Origin of the sequence: Ruegeria atlantica (genome assembly GCF_947495585.1) — a bacterium.
Classification (GTDB): Bacteria; Pseudomonadota; Alphaproteobacteria; order Rhodobacterales; family Rhodobacteraceae; genus Ruegeria; species Ruegeria atlantica_G.
In genome coordinates this window covers 15,033-33,994 of the sequence record NZ_CANLZK010000023.1, presented here as the reverse complement: position 1 = coordinate 33,994, position 18,962 = coordinate 15,033, and the positions used below count along the sequence as shown (strand labels likewise).

The window sequence follows — 18,962 nt, the reverse complement described above, 5'->3', positions numbered from 1 at the left end:
ACGACCTCAACCCCCGCGGCCTCATACGACGCATCCGAAAATCCAGCCGCAGCACCAGCACCCTTCTCAATCAGACATTCATAGCCCAACTTCTGAAGCTGCAACGCTGACTCTGGCGTCATCGCAACACGGTTTTCACCGTCATAAGTCTCTCTCGGTGTGCCTATCTTCATCGCCATGATACTAGCTGCGTTTCTTGGGTGGGATGAGATCGGTGATCGTGCCCTCGAACATCTCGGCCGCGAAGTTCACTGTCTCGCTCAGCGTCGGGTGGGGGTGGATCGTGTGACCAAGATCGACCGCGTCCGCCCCCATTTCGATGGCCAGAGCAGTCTCGGAGATCAGATCACCGGCGTTGGTGCCGACGATGCAGGCACCCACGATGCGCTGATCCTGTGGATCGAACAGCAGCTTAGTGATGCCTTCGGATCGGCCATTGGACAGAGATTTGCCCGACGCGGCCCACGGGAACACGCCTTTTTCGACCTTGATCCCCTTGGCCTTGGCGTCGGTTTCAGTCAGGCCACACCAAGCTACTTCCGGGTCGGTATAGGCGACCGAAGGGATCAGTTTCGCGTCAAAGAACCGCTTGTGACCGGCGGCAACCTCGGCTGCAACCTTGCCTTCGTGCACGGCCTTGTGCGCCAGCATCGGCTGGCCGACTAGATCACCGATGGCGAAGATATGCGGCACGCCGGTGCGCAATTGGTTGTCCACGGCGATAAAGCCACGCTCATCCACCGCGACCCCGGCTTTTTCGGCGTCGATCAGTTTGCCGTTGGGTTTGCGTCCTACGGCCACCAGAACCTTGTCGAACGTGTCGGTGAAGCTTTCGCCCTTGTCATCCTCGAACGTGACCTTGAGGCCCTTTTTCAGCGGTTCAATTGCTGTGACCTTGGTCTTGAGGAAGATGTTTTCGTACCGGCCCTTGATGCGGGTCATCAGGGGTTTAACGATATCCTTGTCCGCACCGGGGATGATCTGATCCATCAGCTCGACGACGGTGATGTTCGAGCCCAGCGCGTCATAGACGCAAGCCATTTCCAGACCGATGATACCACCGCCCAGAACCAGCATCCGCTTTGGAACATCCGCCAGTTCCAGCGCACCGGTCGAGTCGATGACGCGGTCGTCATCATGGGGGATAAAGGGCAGCTCAACCGGTTCAGATCCCGCCGCAATGATGCATTGGTCAAAAGAAACCGTTGTAATCCCATCATCGCCCATGACCTCGATCATGTTCGGACCCGAGAAGCGACCGTAGCCGCGCACGATCTGAACCTTGCGACCCTTGGACAAACCGTCCAAACCGCCGGTCAGTTTGCCGACAATGCTGTCCTTGAAGGCGCGCAATTCGTCCAGGTCAATCTTGGGCTTGCCAAAGCAGACACCATGCGCGCCCATCTCTTTGGCCTCGGTGATGACCTTTGCCACATGCAGCAGAGCCTTCGAAGGGATACAGCCCACGTTCAGGCAGACACCGCCCAGCGTCGGGTTGCGCTCAATCATGACAACCTTTTTGCCCAGATCAGCGGCGCGGAAGGCTGCGGTGTAACCACCGGGGCCAGACCCCAGCACAACCACTTCGGCATGTACGTCGCCCTGCCCGGCTGCAGTGCCGGTGGTGTCCACAGCCTGCGGTGTGTCGGGTGCTTCTGCTGGCGCGGCCTCGGGTGTTGCGCCTTCGGCGGCTTCCAAAGTCAGGATCAACGCGCCTTCCGAGACATTGTCACCTTCGGCAACGGCAATCGAGACGACCTTGCCATCGGCGGGGGACGGAACCTCCATCGTGGCCTTGTCGGATTCCAGTTCGATCAGCGGGTCTTCGGCGGCGACGGTATCACCAACCGAGACAAGAATGCTGAGCACGGGCACATCGGAGAAATCACCGATATCGGGTACTTTGACGTCCATCTAATCTCTCCTCACCACATCAACTTGCGCATATCGCCCAACAGCGTCTTGAGCGTCACACAGAAGCGTGCGGCCAAGGCGCCATCAACGGCACGGTGGTCATAGCTGAGCGACAAGGGCTGCATCAGGCGCGGCACGAATTCTTCGCTATTCCAGACCGGCGCCATCTTCGACCGGGTCAGGCCCAGAATGGCCACCTCGGGCGCGTTGACGATCGGGGTGAAATGGGTGCCACCGATACCGCCCAGCGACGAGATCGTGAACGTCGCGCCCTGCATGTCGTTCGATTTCAGCTCACCCGCGCGCGCCTTGCCCGACAGCTCCATCAGATCTTTGGAGATCTCGACAATACCCTTACGATCCGCATCTTTGATGACCGGAACAACCAGACCGTTCGGCGTATCCGCCGCAAAGCCGATATTGTAGTAGGATTTGCGGATCAGCTTGTCGCCATCCGGGTGGATCGACGAGTTAAATTCCCAATGCTGTTTCAGCGCATTGACCGAGGCCTTGACCACAAAGCTCAGCAATGTGACGCGATAGCCTTCTTCCTTGGCCATCGTGTCCATTTCCTTGCGGTATTTGTCCAGCTCGGTGATGTCGGCCTCATCATTATGGGTGACATGCGGGATGTTGAGCCACGACCGGTGTAACGCAGGTCCAGACAGCTTTTTGATCCGAGGCATTTCCACGTCTTCGACCGGGCCGAACTTTGAGAAATCGACAACCGGGATTGGTGGGATGCCCATGCCACCCGATGCACCCGCCGCAGCCGGAGCGGTCGCAGTCGTGGATTTGAGGAACTTGGTGACGTCCTCGCGCAGGATACGACCCTTGCGGCCCGAGCCGTTGACCTTGGACAGGTCAATGTCCAGCTGACGGGCAAAGGCGCGCACCGATGGCGAGGCATGGGCCTTGCCGAACCCTTGGTCCATCACCGGCGCCGCCGGGGTGGCTGGCGCGGGGGCAGCTGCAGGTGCCGGTGCGGCGGCTGGCGCGGCCTCGGCCGGGGCGGCGGGTGTCCCCTCGCCTTCCAGCAGCAGGATCAGCGCGCCTTCAGAAACGTTGTCGCCCTCGGACACTTTGATTTCCTTGACGACACCTGCGGAGGGGGACGGAACCTCCATCGTGGCCTTGTCGCTTTCCAATTCGATCAGCGGGTCCTCGGCGGCGATGGTGTCACCGACCGAGACCAGGATGCCGATCACCGGGACCTCTGCAAAATCCCCGATATCCGGGACTGTTACTTCGATTGCCATTTCTACGTCTCCTCGTGCCCCGTGGGTTTAAACCAACCGGGGGTTCGGCTTGTCGCCGTCGATTTCATATGTCTTGAGCGCCTTCTCGAGCTCGGCCTTGGTCACCGCACCTTCGCGATACAGATCGACCATTGCCGCCGCCGCGATATGATTGGCATCGACCTCGAAGAACCGGCGCAGGTTCACGCGGCTGTCCGAACGGCCATACCCATCCGTGCCCAGCACCGTATAGCGGCCCGGCACAAAGGCGCGGATCTGCTCGGCGTAGTTCTTCATGTAGTCAGTCGCCGCGATGATCGGACCTTTGGCCTTTGAAAGCTGTTCGGTCACATAAGGCACACATTCCTCGGCCAGCGGGTCCAGACGGTTGGCGCGTGCCGCATCCTGCCCGTCGCGGGCCAGTTCGTTGAACGAGGTCGCCGACCAGATATCAGACGTCACGCCGAAATCCTTCTTCAGCAATTCAGCCGCTTTCATCGCCTGCACAAGAATGGTGCCCGAGCCCATCAGGTTGACGTGCTTCTTGCCCGGCTTCTTGGTTTCCTGGAACCGGTACAGCCCTTTGATTATACCCTCTTCCGCGCCCATCGGCATATCGGGGTGCGTATAGTTTTCGTTCATCAGGGTCAGGTAGAAATAGATATCTTCCTGATCGCCATACATGCGCTGCAGACCGTTCTGGATGATCACCGCGACCTCATAGCTGAAGGTCGGGTCATAGGTGATGCAGTTCGGGATAGTGCCCGCAAGAATGTGGCTGTGGCCATCCTCGTGTTGAAGACCTTCACCGTTCAGCGTCGTCCGACCAGCTGTACCGCCCAGCATGAAGCCCCGAGCACGACTATCACCAGCCGCCCAGGCCAGATCACCGATGCGCTGGAAGCCAAACATCGAGTAGTAGATGAAGAAAGGGATCATCGGTACGCCGTGATTGGAATAGGCAGTCGCTGCCGCAATCCAATCGGCCATGGCGCCAGCCTCGTTGATGCCTTCCTGCAGGACCTGACCGTTGGTCGTTTCCTTATAGAACATCATCTGATCAGCATCTTCAGGGGTATAGTTTTGACCCGACGGGTTGTAGATCCCGACCGAGCGGAACAGCCCCTCCATCCCAAAGGTCCGGCTTTCGTCCGGCACGATCGGCACCACGTTCTTGCCCATTCCCTTGTCACGCAACAGCGTGGTCAGGATGCGGACAAAGGCCATCGTCGTCGAGATCTCACGATCACCGGTCCCCTTTAGTTGAGCTTCGAACTTGGAAAGCTCGGGGATCTCCAACGCCGGAGCGCTGCTGTCGCGTTTGGGGAACTCACCGCCCAAAGCCTTGCGTCGATCGGCCAGATAAGCCTTTTGTGCATTGTTCAACGACACAAACGGCGCGTTGGGCAGGTCTTCGTCACTGACCGGGATCTGGAACCGATCACGGAACGCACGCAACTGATCTTCGGCCAGTTTCTTTTGCTGGTGGGTGGTGTTCTGCCCCTCACCGGCCGAGCCCATGCCGTAGCCCTTGACGGTTTTCACCAGCAGGCAGGTCGGCGTGCCCTCGTTCTCGGTCGCGCGCTTGAATGCGGTATAGACTTTTTCTGGGTCATGTCCGCCCCGGCGCAATGCCCAGATCTGATCGTCGGTCCAGTCTTCGACCAAAGCAGCGGTTTCCGGGTATTTCCCAAAGAAATGTTCGCGGATATAAGCGCCGTCTTTCGACTTGAACGTTTGGTAGTCGCCATCGACGGTTTCATCCATCAACTGACGCAACCGCCCGCTCGTATCTTTTTCCAGCAGTTGATCCCAGCCCTTACCCCAAAGCAGCTTGATCACGTTCCAGCCCGCACCGCGGAAGTCGCCCTCAAGCTCTTGCACGATCTTGCCGTTGCCGCGCACCGGACCGTCGAGACGCTGCAGGTTGCAGTTGATCACGAAGATCAGGTTATCCAGGCCTTCTCGCACGGCCAGGTCAATTGCACCCCGGCTTTCGGGTTCGTCCATCTCGCCGTCGCCCAGGAAGCACCACACTTTACGGTCGGCCATGTCGATATGACCCCGGTTGTGCATGTATTTCATGAACCGCGCCTGATAGATCGCCATCAGCGGGCCCAAGCCCATCGAGACCGTCGGGAACTGCCAGTAATCCGGCATCAACCACGGGTGCGGATAGCTGGACAGCCCGCCGCCATCGACCTCGGAGCGGAAGTTTTCCAGCTGCTCTTCAGTGATACGCCCTTCCATGAAGGATCGGGCATAGATGCCGGGGATCACATGTCCCTGAAAAAACACCAGATCGCCGCCGTGGATCGCCGATTTCGATCGCCAGAAGTGGTTCAGGCCCACGTCATACATAACAGCTGATGAGGCAAAGGAGGCAATGTGGCCGCCATATTCGCTGCTGACTTTGTTGCGTCGAACCACGGTTGCCATGGCGTTCCAGCGGTTGATCGTACGGATCCGCCACTCCATCTCAGGATCGCCGGGAAAGGCGTACTGATCATCGACCGGGATGGTATTCTGATAGGGCGTCGTAGCCGAAAACGGCAGCGTCGCCCCCGCGGCGCGGGCCTTTTGCACGGCCTTATCCAACAGGAAATGCGCACGGTTTGCGCCATCGCGTTCAATCACGTCTTCAATGGCGTCCTGCCATTCCTGACTTTCTACCGGGTCGATATCGGGTTCGAGGTCTTTCATTGGGCAGGTTCCTTTCTCAAACTGTGTCCGGTGGAGTGTCAGACGAAGAATTGTGCGCCGTTGACGGAAATCGTTGAGCCGTTGACAAACCCGGCGTCATCCGAGGCCAAGAAGGCCACACAGCGTGCGATTTCCTCGGGTTCGCCCAGCCGTCCCGCCGGGATTTGGCCGATAATGGCCTCGCGGACCTTTTCAGGCACGGCCATGACCATCTCAGTGGCGATATAACCGGGGCAGATAGCGTTTGCGGTAATGCCTGCGCGCGCGCCTTCCTGTGCCAGAGATTTGACGATTCCCAGATCACCCGCCTTGGTGGCGGCATAGTTGGCTTGCGCAAACTGGCCTTTCTGGCCGTTGATAGAACTGATGACAATGACACGGCCGAACTTACGCTCGCGCATACCGGCCCAGATTGGGTGGATGGTGTTGAATACGCCGGTCAGGTTGGTGTCTATGACATCTTTCCACTGCTGGGGTGTCATCTTGTGGAATGGCGCGTCGCGGGTAATCCCGGCGTTGGCGACCACAATATCGATCGATCCAATCTCGGCCTCGACCTGCGCGATCCCAGCGGCCGAGGCTTCGTAATCTGCGACATTCCATTTATAGGTTTTGATGCCGGTCTCGGCAGTGAAAGCAGCCGCCTTTTCGTCATTGCCGGCATAGGTCGCGGCAACAGTATGACCTTCAGCTTTCAACTTTCTGGAAATCGCTTCGCCGATACCCCGGCTACCACCGGTTACAAGTGCAGTTCGTGTCATCTCTAATCCCTCCAATTAGTCAGCGACGTTGACCTAACTTGCAGTGTTACGTAGCGTAATTTTTTACCACCGGATAGGCCTGAGCGGAATAGCAGCTATGCGTTTCAGGAAAGGTTTAATATTAAACTACCTGAAACTTGATATTTAAAATGCTTCCTTTACAAAGGGTTATCGGATTGATTGCGCAACCATTCACGGTCAACACACAAAGGATGGCACACGATTGCGGTCACCGTCACCGGGGCTTGTCACCAGCGTAGTCCCGGAACTTCGACATTTTACCGATCCCGGGGTTAAAGGAATTAGTTGGATCGCAGCGCCTGTAATGCGCCGCCAGATCCGGTTTGGCCTTGTAGAGGTGGCCGACATTGTGCTCGGCCGGATATTCGGCCCCGCGCTCATCAAGTATTCGAAGCATCGCAGTCTTGATCGCCCTTGGATCGCATCCCTTTTTGATGATGTAATCCTGGTGCATCACGTGGCACATCAAGTGGCCGTAATAAACTCTGCCAACCAACTGATCAGTGATCTCAGGCGGCAGCGTTTCGAACCAATCACGATCATTGCGACGCAGCGCGATATCCAGCGCCAGTATCTCTTCGACTTCGTCGGAATGGACATGGCCATACCGCACAGCGGCACCCGCAGCAGCAAATCGATGCAACCCGGTGATCTTGGCGTCACGCGGGGTGCAGGTGACAAATTCGGCACTGCGGGAACCAAGGAATTTAGGAAGAAACACCGCCGCCTCTTCGATACCGCTGTCATGCATTTTCAAGATGAGGTGGTGTTCATACCTGTCACGATACTCATACAGGAACTTCGGCAGATGCTCGGGCCAAAGCTTTGCGACAACCTGCATGAACTTGTCGGTGAAACCCCGGGTCAACGAAAACTTGTTCAGACGCGAGTCCACCGCGCCCTTCATAGCAAAGAACATCGGCAACCGGTCGGTCCCCAGCTTGTCGATCATGACCAGAGTGTCCTTACCGTATTTCGCTGCGATGTCGAAACACTCGCGATGAACGTATTCGGCTGAAACTGGCAGTGTTTCGAAACGCGTCAGGATGTGGCGACGTAGGTCGGTAAGGTCAGCAGGGTCGTTTGTACCGATGTAAAAGACCTGCTCACGCTCATAGGTCGGGAAGGTATCAAGCCGCACTGCGATTACCGCCAGTTTGCCCGCACAGCCGGACACTTCGTGCAACAGCCGTTCGTCATTGTTGTAACGCGAGGGCGTGTCCGCATCGACATCGCGCAGGATCGCAGTGTAATCCGGGTCCGACGCATTGCGACCCTGAGGTGTCGGGGCATCCTTGTCGAAATCCCCGGCTTCAACACGGGTCAGGATTTCCTCTGGAGTGTCGCCCAAATCCAGTCCCAGATGGTTCACCAGTTTCAGCGTCCCATCCGCGGCGATCTGGGCGAAAAGGGCAAGCTCTGTATAACTGGGTCCGCGCTCGCACAAGGAACCGCCGGAATTGTTGCAAACTCCACCCACGATCGAGGCCCCAATGCTGGAGGACCCGATTACCGAATGCGGTGTTCGCCCCAGTGGCCTTAGCTGCTTCTCCAACTCAAAAAGAGACGCGCCCGGCAGGCTAAGAACCTGCTGACCGTCCTGCAAAAGGTGCAGGGCTTTCATCCGACTGACATTAAGCAGCACAACGTCACGGTCGTAACCGCCTTTGGGTGTAGACCCTTCGGTCAGGCCAGTATTGGACGCCTGCATGATGACGATCTTGTCGGCGGCGACACAGGCCTGCAGGACGTGCCACAGTTCCAGCAAAGCGCCGGGTCGTACGACGCAGAGTGCCTTGCCCTCACCCGATCTGAATCCCCGGCGGAACCGCTCGGTCGCGCGTTCGCCTTTTAGCACATTACGGGCGCCGACGATGGCGCGAAAATTGGTTATGAGGGCTTCGTTGATCATGCCGCGTTCCGATGTACATCGCCAGGACTGGTCGCTGTGTCCCGGAAGCGCAGGTTAGTGCGCGACAGTTGGTCGAGCCGCGTTACGCCCATCAGCTTCATGTCGCGCTCGATCTCGGCCCGCATCAATCCCAACGCCCGTTCGACGCCCGGCTGACCAGCGGCAGCCAATGGATACAGATAGTGCCGCCCTACCCCGACCGCCTTGGCACCCAAAGACAACGCCTTGAGCACATGGGTTCCGCGCTGAATTCCGCTGTCCATCATCACGTCCAGCTTGTCGCCGACGGCATCAACAATCTCGGCCAACTGATCAAACGGCGTACGCGAGCCGTCCAACTGGCGACCACCGTGGTTCGACAGGATGATGCCGGTACACCCGATCTCAGCCGCACGGCGTGCGTCCTCGACTGTCATGATACCTTTGAGGCAGAACTGGCCATCCCACTCACGCACCATCTCGGCCACATCATCCCAGTCCATCGACGGGTCCAACATGTCAGTGAAGTAGCCACCGATCGAACTGGCGCCGCCGCCCATATCCACATGTTCGTCCAATTGCGGCAGGCGGAATCTTTCATGCGTGACATAGTTGATGCCCCACATCGGCTTGATCGCAAACTGGATCATGCCGCCCAAAGTCAGGCGAAACGGGATTGAAAAGCCTGTGCGCAGGTCCCGTTCGCGATTGCCGCCGGTGATGCTGTCGACGGTCAGCATCATGACCTCGACGCCAGCCTCTTTGGCGCGCTGCATCATGGCAGAGTTCAGGCCGCGATCCTTGTGAAAGTAGAACTGATAGACCTGCGGGTTCTTATGCTTCTGGCGCAATTCTTCCATGGACACGGTGCCCAGCGACGACACACCGAACATGGTGCCATATTTCTCGGCGGCTGCTGCCACAGCACGTTCCCCTTGATGGTGGAAAAGGCGCTGCAAAGCCGTCGGCGAGCAATAAATCGGCATATCCAGCTTTTGCCCCATCACGGTGACCGACATGTCCACGTCCGTCACCCCACGCAGGACCGATGGCAGCAGATCACACCGATCAAACGTCCGTGTGTTTTCGCGGTAAGTCACCTCATCATCCGCGCCGCCGTCAATATAGTTGAAGATCGGCCCCGGCAGGCGGCGCTTGGCCAATCTGCGGAAGTCCTGAAAGTTATGACAATCCTTCAAACGCATGACTCTTCCTCCTTAATAGGCGACGGATGGCAACCAGGTGGCAAGTGTGGGCCACAAGAAGACAAGAGCCAGTCCGGTCAATTGCAGCAGGACAAAGGGGATGATGCCCTTGTAGATATGCGTCAGTTTGATCTCGGGCGGGCAGACGCCCTTGAGATAGAACAAGGCAAAACCAACGGGTGGGGTTAGGAAGCTGGTCTGCAGCGTAACTGCCACCAGGATCACGAACCACACAAGCGCCGGTTCATCCAGTACTCCAAATCCGGGAATATCGATGCCCAGACCGTTCACGATGGGGCGCATCAGCGGCAGCACAATCAGCGTGATTTCGATCCAGTCCAGAACAAAACCCAGCAGGAAGACGATGAACAGGATGAAGAGGATCGTGCCGTTCGCACCAAAGCCGGTGGACTGCACCACGTGTTCGATCAACTCATCTCCGCCCAGTTCTCGTAGGACATAAGAGAATACGGTCGCGCCCAGGAAGATTGCGAAGATGTAAGCGGTCGTGTTGAAGGTCGACACCAGCACATTCCACAGTTTGGCGAATGTCAGCTTGCGATAGCCCAGCGCGAGCAGCGTGGCACCCAGTGCACCGATGCCCGAAGCCTCGGTTGGCGTCGTCAGCCCGGCAAAGATCGAACCCAGTACCGCAAGGATCAGCAACAGGGTTGGGATGACGGCAAACAGCACGTCCTTGACGGCGGCCCAATCGGGGGCTTTTGCACCCTCGGGCACTGGTGCCGCATCGCGTTTCACCAAGGCGAGGATAAAGATGTAAGTCAGGTAGAGGCCACCGATGATGACACCCGGAAAGACCGCGGCCATGAACAGATCGCCCACAGACAAAGCCATCTGGTCTGCCATGATCACCAGCATGATTGACGGCGGGATCAGGATGCCCAGCGTGCCAGAGGCTGAAACCACCCCAGCGGCCAAGGTGGGCTGATACTTCTGCTGCATCATCGACGGCAGTGACAGAACGCCCAGCAGCACAACGGAAGCACCGATGATGCCCGTAGAGGCTGCCAGAATGATCCCGATCAGGGTTACGGTGATGGCCAACCCCCCGCGCACCGTACCAAATAGGCGCTGCATCGAGGACATCAGACGCTCGGCCACGCCGCTTTCGTCCAGCATCAGGCCCATAAAGATGAACATCGGCAGCGCAACCAGAACCGCGTTGGACATGGTCGCGTAGACCCGGTTCACCACAGCGCCAAGGGTCAGGTAATCGAGCCCGGTAAAGGTACTTTCAAGTCCGGTCCAAAGCATCAGATCGTTGTCAAACAGGTAGGCCAGCCCACAATAGGCAACGCCCACACCCGCCAGAACCCAGGCCACCGGATACCCGGTGAAAAGCAGCGCAATGAATGTCAGGAACATCGCGATGACCAGCTTTTCCTCAGTCGTTTCAACCAGGAAGGTCAGGCCAATACAGACCGCGGCAAATACGGCCAGCACCAGAAGGATTCGGCGCAGGGGTGCGCCCTCGCGCTCCGAGGCGGGCCCGTACATCAGCGCATGCCCGTCATGGATCAATCGCGCCAGCGCGGCCAAGCCCAGCAGAACAAAACTGATCGGAATGACCGCCTTAAAGGCCCAGCGCGCAGGCAGACCTGTGGGGCTGTCCGAGCGCTCGCTGACACGGAAGCTTTCGTAGAAGTAATCATACCCTTGATCGATCATCAGATAGATGAACGGGGTCAGCAGGGTCAGAATGCCGATCACTTCGATCACACGCTGCGCGCGACGGGACAGTTGCATGTGCAGAACGTCGACGCGCACATGGCTGTCTGTGATCAAGGCATAAGAAATACCGATCATCGTGACGATGCCATAAAAGTGCCACTGGATCTCGTCCAATTTGGGATAGTTCTGGCTGAACAGATAGCGCAGCGAGACCTGGCTGAAGATCGCGGCCATCAACAGGACATTGGCCCACATCACTACGTGCCCGACGGCTTTGACACCTGTATCAATAGCAACGGCGATCATCTGACGGTCAGTGTCAGGATGTTCCAGGATGCCTTCATAGGCTTCGACTGGGTCACTTAAGTTCTTTTGCGTGGCCATGGGTAATCCTCGCTCAGCTGACCGGCGCGAGCGCGGTCAAGGGAATGCAGGTCTAAAATCCTGATAATGCCCGAGGCGGAGGAGCCCCCGCCCCGGACGCGTCAGTAAGTCAGATTACTGACGGGGGAGGAACGCGTTGGTTTTCCACAGGTCATAGCCATCGCGGAATTCGTTCATGTCGGACAGAACCTTGGCAAAGAAGGCATCGTTGGCGGCCTCTTCGGCGGCAACCTCATCCCAGGTGGCACGGAAGGTATCCAGCATCTCGGGCGACCACTGCTTGATGGTGACGCCGTTGTTCTCAACGTTGTCGATCAGGGCCGCGTGCTGGATGGCTTCGCCTTCGGCAAAACTGTCGGCCATCGATGCCTTACAGGCGTTTTCGATGATCGCCTTGTGCTGCTCGCTGGTTTCGTTCCAGACGTCCTTATTGATCATCAACTCGAACACGGTCGCCTGCTGATGCCAGCCGGGGAAATAGTTGAACTTGACCAGTTTGTGAAAGCCCAGACGCGCGTCGATGGCAGGCATCGAAAACTCAGTCGCGTCGATGGCGCCTTTTTCCAGCGCGGGGAAGATTTCACCACCCGGCAGCAGCGAGGTCGCCACGCCCAGTTTCTGCATGACTTTTCCACCCAGACCGAAGAAGCGCATCTTGAGGCCACTCAGATCTTCAGGGGTGTTGATCTCGGTCGCGAACCAGCCGGACGTTTCAGGGGCGATAACCGCGCAGGGGATTACATGAACGTTGTATCCCGCCTGATCATACATCTCTTGGTACAGCGACAAGCCGTTGCCGTAATACAGCCACGCCATGTATTCGCCCGCCTCAGGGCCAAACGGAACGGCCGAGAACAGCGGAGCGGCCGGAATTTTCCCTGCCCAATACCCTGCAGTGGTGTAGCCCGAGTTAATCTTGCCGGTCGACACGGCATCCAGAATTTCGAACGGCGGGACCAGTTTGCCCGGCTCGTAGACCTTCATCTTCAGTGTGCCGCCAGACATCAGGTCAAGCTGCTCGGCAACACGAGGGATCGGGGAACCCAGCCCTGGAAGCTCGGTCGAGAAAGCAATCGGGGTTTTCAGCAGCAGTTTGTCAGCAGCAACCGCGGGCGCCGCCATCAGGCTGGCAGCCACGGCAAGGCTCGTCAGGGTCTTTTTCATGAAATCTCCTCCAGGGTCGGTCGGACATGGCGTCCGATGATTTTGTGACGCGAGATCTTCCTGCGTCCACACTGGTAAATAAAGTTGACCAAACAATTCAGTCAACAACTTTATTTACCAATGGTTCGATTGCTATTTACCTAGAGACGACCCAGACCGCCTAAACTTAAGAAGACCGGCACTGAAGGTAATCGGGCAAGTGTTTCGGAGTTTTTTGTTTACTGGTAACCAGTTGTGCTCCAAATTATCCGAGAGATTCCCCCACAAAATCAGGCATTGAAAAACACACACTCAAAGGTTACTTTTATTTACCAAATGGGTTCTGAATCTTCTTCAGAAGGGTAAGCCACGATGAACACGACAGCGATTTTCGAACCAATCGGGCACGAATCACTCTCGGATGCAGTGGTGGCTCAGATTGAAGACCTGATTGCTTCGGGCATTCTCAAGCAGGGTCGCAAACTGCCATCGGAACGCGATCTGGCGGAAACCCTTCGCGTCTCCCGCCCCAAACTGCGTGAGGCGCTGGCGGTTCTTGAAGAGCGGGGCCTGGTGACGACACAGCATGGTGAAGGCACTTTCGTAGCTGCGTTGACAGGCAGCGCCATGCTCCCTGCCCTGTTGGCGCTTTACGAACGCCATGAGCCCGCTTTTTTCGATTACCTCGAATACAGGCGTGAACAGGAAGGCTTTGCCGCCAAACTCGCCGCGCGACGGGCGACCAAAGCGGATAAGGAACGTATCACGGATATCCTGGCCGAGGATGAACGCGCCTGGCGCGAGAAGGATGCACTTGCATCGCGCGAGGCTGATTTTGCGCTGCACGCCGCAATTGTGGACGCCAGCCAAAACGCGACGCTCATCCACATGATGGCGTCTATCTACGAACTCACACGGCAAGGCGTGTTCTACAATCGTGATTTTCTGAAGACCATCGACGGCACGGGCAAACTGCTGATGGAGCAGCATCGCGAACTGGGATTGGCGGTCATCGCAGGCGACGAAACACGCGCGGAAAAGGCTGCATATGACCACATCGACTTTGTTGAAGAATCCTTCAAGCTTGGCATTGAAAGACGCCGCCGTGAGGCAATGGCCGAGAAGCGCCGCCTTCTGTCTGATTCAAAACTCTGATCGGGCAGCGCAAGTCGTTCTTACTTTCCAACGATCTCAATCATGTAATCACGACGGGCTGCGGCAGGTGGTGGCTGAAACGGCGCTGCCGCGCGCACCTGCGCAAGTGCCACCTGATCCAGTCGTTTCGACCCCGAGCTGCGCTTAACGGTGACACTTACAAGCGCCCCATTGTCGCCAATCCGAAAACTCACCAACACGGCACCACGAATATTGACGTTCTTACGTCGGGCACGGGTGATCTTGCGCATTACGTGCCCTCTGTAATTGCTGACCTCAGCGTTACCCTGCCCGGCCGCTATGGAACTTGTCTTTTTGGCCGTCGCAGCGCCTTTGCTGGTTTTTCCCGATGCATTGCCTTTTCTGGCGCTCTTTTCAGAATTTCCTGCCTGCGACGCAACCTGATCGACCTTTTGTTTGGTCGGGTCCGCCGGTTTCACGGCTGGGGTTTTCGCGACGGCTTCTGTCTCTGACGGCGCCGCTTCTTGCGCTTCGGCGGATGCTTGTCGATGGGTCACCGCGACCGCGGCTTTGGTGTTGGCGACAGTATGCTTGATCGCCCCGGGAACTGACGCCCGGGCCTGAGAGGTTGGGCTGACCGCAGTTTGTTGCTGTGTCGGTGCGACGGTCGGTTGATGTGCAGTAGCGGGTGCCGAGACAGTAGCCCCCGTTACATAGTCCTTGAAGGCATCCCCCAGCGCAGCAACTTCGCCGGACCCGCCACCTTCGACAAGCACCGGTTCACCTGCGGAAAAGTCATGCAGGGCAAGAACATGGGCGGCTGCGGCCAGCACCAGAGCCGCAACAGCTACGCCACGAGATCTGGGTATCATTGCAAACCCCTTTCTGTGACCACGTACACCCTTTTTGCACCCAGCCCGCGCAAGGTATCACTGACTTCTTTCAGCCGAACGGCAGGCAAAGCCCGGTCCGGCACAACGCGAACATCATCCAGCGGCAGGTTGATCGACGCGCGCTCCACATACGCCTCAACTCCAGTCAGTTCGGCGCCCCGGTATTCCAGTGAACCATCGCTACGAATGACCAACGCGTCGGGTGGCTCACGACCGTCCAGATCACTGGTTTCCACCAGCTTCACCGATTTGCTCAGCGGCGGTGCAAGCGTGCCTGCAATCATGAAAAAGATGAGCATCAGAAAGACGACATTGATCAGTGCGATCGTTGGCTCTCGACCCTGTTTTGCCTTGCGTTTGAGTTGAATCATCCGATCACCTGTGCGCGCAAATGGTCGATGCCTTTCAGCACCGAAAGCAAATCAATCAGCTGTTGCGAAGTCGCGTTCTGTCCAAGACTGATCAACGCGGTCTGAGGCTTATCGGTCGCCATCACCATGGCCATGTCTTCGAACGCGGCAAGCGTGCCATCAACCAAAATACGGTCGGCCTCAAGTTTGACAAAGCGGATTACCCGGTCAGTTTCTGCTCCTCCGGTAGCGGCAGTGGCAAATTCGATTTCGCCATATTTGGAGAACGTCGACGTCAGCATGAAGAACAGCAACAGCAGAAAGATGACGTCAATCAAGGACGTCATCGACAAGCGCCTGCGCCGTCTTCTGCGGACGTTAAGTGCCATGGGCGAAAACCTGTTGCGGGGTTTGGTCAGCCATCGGCGCGTCCTCAGCATAGCCCGGTGCAAACACAGTTCTCAAAGCGCGGTTGGCAAAGGTACGCTCACGGTTCATGCGCGCCTCGAACCACGTCAGGACCATTGATGTCGGCATAGCGACTGCAAGGCCGGCAGCGGTCGTCAACAGGGCCACCCAAATACCACCGGCCAGCAGCGACGGATCAACAGAATTGCCCGCGCCCTGTAGAGTTTGGAACGCCTCGATCATGCCTAATACGGTCCCGAAAAGCCCCAGAAGCGGCGCAAGTTGGGCGACCATATCCAAGACGTTGAACCCTTGCTCAAGTTGGGCAAACCGCGCTTCGGCCTCGGCGTCGGTACGCTCTGACAAGGTGCGATCCTCTCCAGACAAAGCCATCGCGATCACCGGCGCCAAGTAGCTGCGGCTATTGCGCAGATGCGCCGTTGTCTCGACAAGGTCCCTGCGATCCCAGGCCTGAATGGCGCGCGAAAGCTCAATATGACGACCGACACCTGCGACGCGAAACTGCCACAGCTTGTACAGAACCAACGAAAGTGTTGCGATTGAGGTCACGATCAGGATGGCAACAACCGGCCCGCCCAATTCCAGAATTTCCATTATTTTTCTTATTACTGCGTCCATAACCTCACCCGATCACTTCCGTTTCAAGGCGACTTGTGAGCGTAAGCCCGGACATGCAGGCATCGGCCATGTCAGATTGTGTCACACATTCCTGTACACCGTTGATCAGTATTCGGCTGATCTGATCGCAAGCCATGTCGTTGAACTGGAACTGCCGCACACGGGGCTTGCCCGCAGGCAATTCGGCAAAATCAAGTAGTGTCAGAAGGGCCACCTGACCTTCTGCGCCGAAGAGAACGGTCTCATAAACCGCGCCATCGATATCGATGCCATAGGTATTTTCAGCGACAAAGCTCAGCAAACAGCTTTCGCCCTTTGCCTCGGCACTGCTGAGTTCGATTGATACGCCGCTGGGTTTTTGCGTTTCCTCTGCGCTGGCAATCCCTGCCCCCAAAATTGGGAGCAGGGTCAGCAGGACCACCCGAGCATTTCTTTTGATTGTTGTCTGCATGACTGGTCCTTTCGTGTGGATCAGAAGGTTTTGGCCAGGGTCAGCTTGAAGTTCCGGCCCGGTGAGTTGCGGGTCGAAAGGTTCGGCAGATAGTTCTTGTCAAAGATGTTCTCGACGCCTGCGCGAACTTCGAAACCCTGAAACGCGCCTTCCTGCGGCAGATAGGTCGCGCGCAGGGTGTTCACGCCGTAGCCAGCAACCGGATCTCCGCTTGAGTCGGTGCCGGATTTGGCGCCGAACAGCTCCCAGCTGACGTCCAGAGTTTCGCCAAAGCGTTTGCCGACTGTTACCCGCGCCGAGTCTGTCGGCTCGTTCCGCCATGGTGAGTCCACGCCAAGCGAGCTGGTTTCAGTCCCTTTGACGATGTTTGCGTTGAAGTCGACATAGTATCCAGCCGCGCTGGCATAAGATGCCTCGATTTCAACGCCCTTGGTTTCAACTTCCTGCAGCGGGCGGGAAGGACTGCCCGATACATAAGACGTGATGTCCCAAAGATCTGTCTTATAGAAATTGACCTTGGCACGAACCACATCGCCCGCAGCAAAAACATCGCCACGGTTATACGAGAAGCCCGCTTCCCATGTGCGCGACTTTTCAGGCTGCGTCATGTATGCTGGTGTGCCAAGATCGTCGATGATTGGCAGGTTTTCCGTGTATGCACCGCTGCCGAACACGGCAAAGCCGCTGGCAAATTCGTACCTTGCAGACAAACCGCCCATCAGCGCGTTGTTGTCATAGCTTTCATTGCGCGGAGCCGGTGCATCACCGTCGCCTTTGATGTCCTGCGTCTCGTACCGGATCGCCGGAGTGATGGTCAGCTGATCGCCGATCTGAATATCGTCCACGGCAAACAGTGCGACACGACGATCGGTACCACCAGGGGCCGAGGGCGCGTCCAGACGCTCGCGATTGATGAATTCGATCCCGGCGCGCAGGTCGTGCGAGGCGACGCCGGTTTGGAAGTACGACGTATTCTTGATCGTCAGCTTCGTGGTTTCATAGTTGTGCTTCGCGTCAGCCAGCCCACGAATGCTTGGGAAGAATGGCGTTCCTTCCAGGCTTGAGGACCCGGGCACGTAAGAGCTGTCAATCTCCTGCTCCGAGTAGCTAAGGTTTACGTCCAGATCGATCAGGTCGTTGCCCGCCGGACGGTATTGATACCGTAGAATGCCGATTTTCGTTTCGATATCGCGGTCTACGTTGCCAAATGAATCCGATGTCGTGCCGAACGAGTCATACGGAACATCGCGTTCTTCCGACGTGGACTGGTTGTAGGACGCGGTGATCGAATGCTCCAGATCGTTGCCAAAGCTGTACTTTCCCTTGGCCAACAGCGACGGCAGCGTGAACGCGCTGTTGCCAATCGTGTCGCCGTTCCCATCCTTCTGATCGTCCTGATCGCGATAGGTATAGTTGAACAGGAACTCGGTCTGACGGTTTGGCTGCCAGGCCAGGATGGACGACGAGGCAAAGCCATTCCCATTGGAATACCCTTCCAGCGTTTGACGGAACCGGAAGCCGGGCTCACCACCGGTAAAGTCCGACGCGTCCTTGGTTTCCAACTGAACGACACCGCCAACAACGCCCGAGCCGTATTCGAACGAGCCTACTGTGCCGCGAATGACTGAGACGCTTTTGTATAGCTGCGGATCAGTGAACAACTGATTGCCGATCCGATACAACTCTTCCGCGCCGGTTGTCGCCCCATCGACAAGGATCAGCACTTTCTGGTCGGTCCCAAAGGTGCCGTTGGCACCGAACCCACGGATATTGATCCCCGACCCTTGCGGTGTCGAGCCGTTGACCAGCGTCACACCGGGAACTGTGTCAATCAGTTCTGCAACGGTGTTAGCCTGACGGTCGTTGATCTCTTCCTGATCAATATTGGTGACCGGCACGGCAGTATCCGTTTGGATTTCCCGTTTGCTTTCACCCAGTTCCAGCGTGCCCAGGAAGCCTTCGTCCAGTTCCTGCGCCGAAGCACCAGCCGCCACCATGCTCAGGCACGACACCGTACCAAGCAACCCCATCTTTTGAATACGCGAACGCATTTCTGTCCCTTCGAAATTTTAAGAGGACCGGAAAGGCTTGCTCCGCGCTGGCTTGGTCAGTCTTTTATGATTTTTGGAATCGCCTTTTTTGGCGACTTGTGC

At 57.3% G+C, this 18,962-nt stretch carries 15 protein-coding genes and 1 pseudogene; 1 reads left to right on the top strand and 15 read right to left on the bottom strand.

What is annotated here, in order from left to right:
- From QMP16_RS22450 to QMP16_RS22405, 9 genes and pseudogenes are all read right to left on the bottom strand, one after another.
- A pseudogene (locus QMP16_RS22450) lies at nucleotides 1-173 on the bottom strand (Re/Si-specific NAD(P)(+) transhydrogenase subunit alpha); the annotation flags it as partial.
- A 10-nt stretch (nucleotides 174-183) separates the two neighbouring features.
- On the bottom strand, nucleotides 184-1,914 hold the full coding sequence (gene lpdA / locus QMP16_RS22445; protein WP_282154219.1) for a dihydrolipoyl dehydrogenase: 1,731 nt from the start codon (nucleotides 1,912-1,914) through the stop codon (nucleotides 184-186).
- 11 nt (nucleotides 1,915-1,925) lie between these two features.
- On the bottom strand, nucleotides 1,926-3,173 hold the full coding sequence (aceF, locus tag QMP16_RS22440) for a dihydrolipoyllysine-residue acetyltransferase (protein WP_282154218.1): 1,248 nt from the start codon (nucleotides 3,171-3,173) through the stop codon (nucleotides 1,926-1,928).
- Between the two features lie 27 nt (nucleotides 3,174-3,200).
- A complete protein-coding gene (aceE, locus tag QMP16_RS22435) occupies nucleotides 3,201-5,855 on the bottom strand; it encodes a pyruvate dehydrogenase (acetyl-transferring), homodimeric type (protein WP_282154217.1) in 2,655 nt (884 codons plus the stop codon).
- Between the two features lie 38 nt (nucleotides 5,856-5,893).
- Nucleotides 5,894-6,616, bottom strand: a complete 723-nt coding sequence (gene phbB, locus QMP16_RS22430; RefSeq protein WP_282154216.1) for an acetoacetyl-CoA reductase — start codon at nucleotides 6,614-6,616, stop codon at nucleotides 5,894-5,896.
- Nucleotides 6,617-6,851: 235 nt separating this feature from the next.
- Nucleotides 6,852-8,549: a D-lactate dehydrogenase gene (dld, locus tag QMP16_RS22425; protein ID WP_282154215.1), complete on the bottom strand. Its 1,698-nt coding sequence runs from the start codon at nucleotides 8,547-8,549 to the stop codon at nucleotides 6,852-6,854.
- Entirely contained in the window at nucleotides 8,546-9,733 is a 1,188-nt protein-coding gene (locus tag QMP16_RS22420; protein ID WP_282154214.1) for an alpha-hydroxy acid oxidase, read from the bottom strand. Before QMP16_RS22420 ends, dld begins: the two co-directional genes overlap by 4 nt.
- 12 nt (nucleotides 9,734-9,745) lie before the next feature.
- Nucleotides 9,746-11,809 (bottom strand): TRAP transporter large permease subunit, encoded by a 2,064-nt coding sequence (locus QMP16_RS22415; RefSeq protein ID WP_348774632.1) that lies wholly within the window; start codon nucleotides 11,807-11,809, stop codon nucleotides 9,746-9,748.
- Nucleotides 11,810-11,923: 114 nt separating this feature from the next.
- Complete coding sequence (locus QMP16_RS22405; RefSeq protein WP_282154213.1) at nucleotides 11,924-12,973, bottom strand: TRAP transporter substrate-binding protein; 1,050 nt, start codon at nucleotides 12,971-12,973, stop codon at nucleotides 11,924-11,926.
- A gap of 351 nt (nucleotides 12,974-13,324) precedes the next feature.
- Between QMP16_RS22405 and QMP16_RS22400 the strand changes: the two genes are divergently transcribed.
- On the top strand, nucleotides 13,325-14,107 hold the full coding sequence (locus QMP16_RS22400) for a FadR/GntR family transcriptional regulator (RefSeq protein ID WP_282154212.1): 783 nt from the start codon (nucleotides 13,325-13,327) through the stop codon (nucleotides 14,105-14,107).
- 20 nt (nucleotides 14,108-14,127) lie between these two features.
- Here QMP16_RS22400 and QMP16_RS22395 read toward each other — a convergent pair whose 3' ends face one another.
- Genes QMP16_RS22395 through QMP16_RS22370 form a run of 6 tightly spaced genes read right to left on the bottom strand, consistent with a single transcriptional unit; the run spans nucleotide 14,128 to nucleotide 18,860 of the window.
- A complete protein-coding gene (locus QMP16_RS22395; RefSeq protein ID WP_282154211.1) occupies nucleotides 14,128-14,940 on the bottom strand; it encodes a TonB family protein in 813 nt (270 codons plus the stop codon).
- Nucleotides 14,937-15,332, bottom strand: a complete 396-nt coding sequence (locus QMP16_RS22390; RefSeq protein WP_282154210.1) for an ExbD/TolR family protein — start codon at nucleotides 15,330-15,332, stop codon at nucleotides 14,937-14,939. Before QMP16_RS22390 ends, QMP16_RS22395 begins: the two co-directional genes overlap by 4 nt.
- The gene (locus QMP16_RS22385; protein ID WP_432653431.1) at nucleotides 15,329-15,658 is read right to left on the bottom strand and encodes a biopolymer transporter ExbD; all 330 of its coding nucleotides are present in this window, start codon (nucleotides 15,656-15,658) and stop codon (nucleotides 15,329-15,331) included. Before QMP16_RS22385 ends, QMP16_RS22390 begins: the two co-directional genes overlap by 4 nt.
- A gap of 31 nt (nucleotides 15,659-15,689) precedes the next feature.
- The gene (locus tag QMP16_RS22380; RefSeq protein ID WP_282154208.1) at nucleotides 15,690-16,334 is read right to left on the bottom strand and encodes a MotA/TolQ/ExbB proton channel family protein; all 645 of its coding nucleotides are present in this window, start codon (nucleotides 16,332-16,334) and stop codon (nucleotides 15,690-15,692) included.
- 28 nt (nucleotides 16,335-16,362) lie between these two features.
- Nucleotides 16,363-16,809, bottom strand: a complete 447-nt coding sequence (locus QMP16_RS22375; protein WP_282154207.1) for a hypothetical protein — start codon at nucleotides 16,807-16,809, stop codon at nucleotides 16,363-16,365.
- Nucleotides 16,810-16,829: 20 nt separating this feature from the next.
- Nucleotides 16,830-18,860: a TonB-dependent receptor domain-containing protein gene (locus tag QMP16_RS22370; protein ID WP_282154206.1), complete on the bottom strand. Its 2,031-nt coding sequence runs from the start codon at nucleotides 18,858-18,860 to the stop codon at nucleotides 16,830-16,832.
- Between the last annotated feature and the right edge of the window lie 102 nt (nucleotides 18,861-18,962).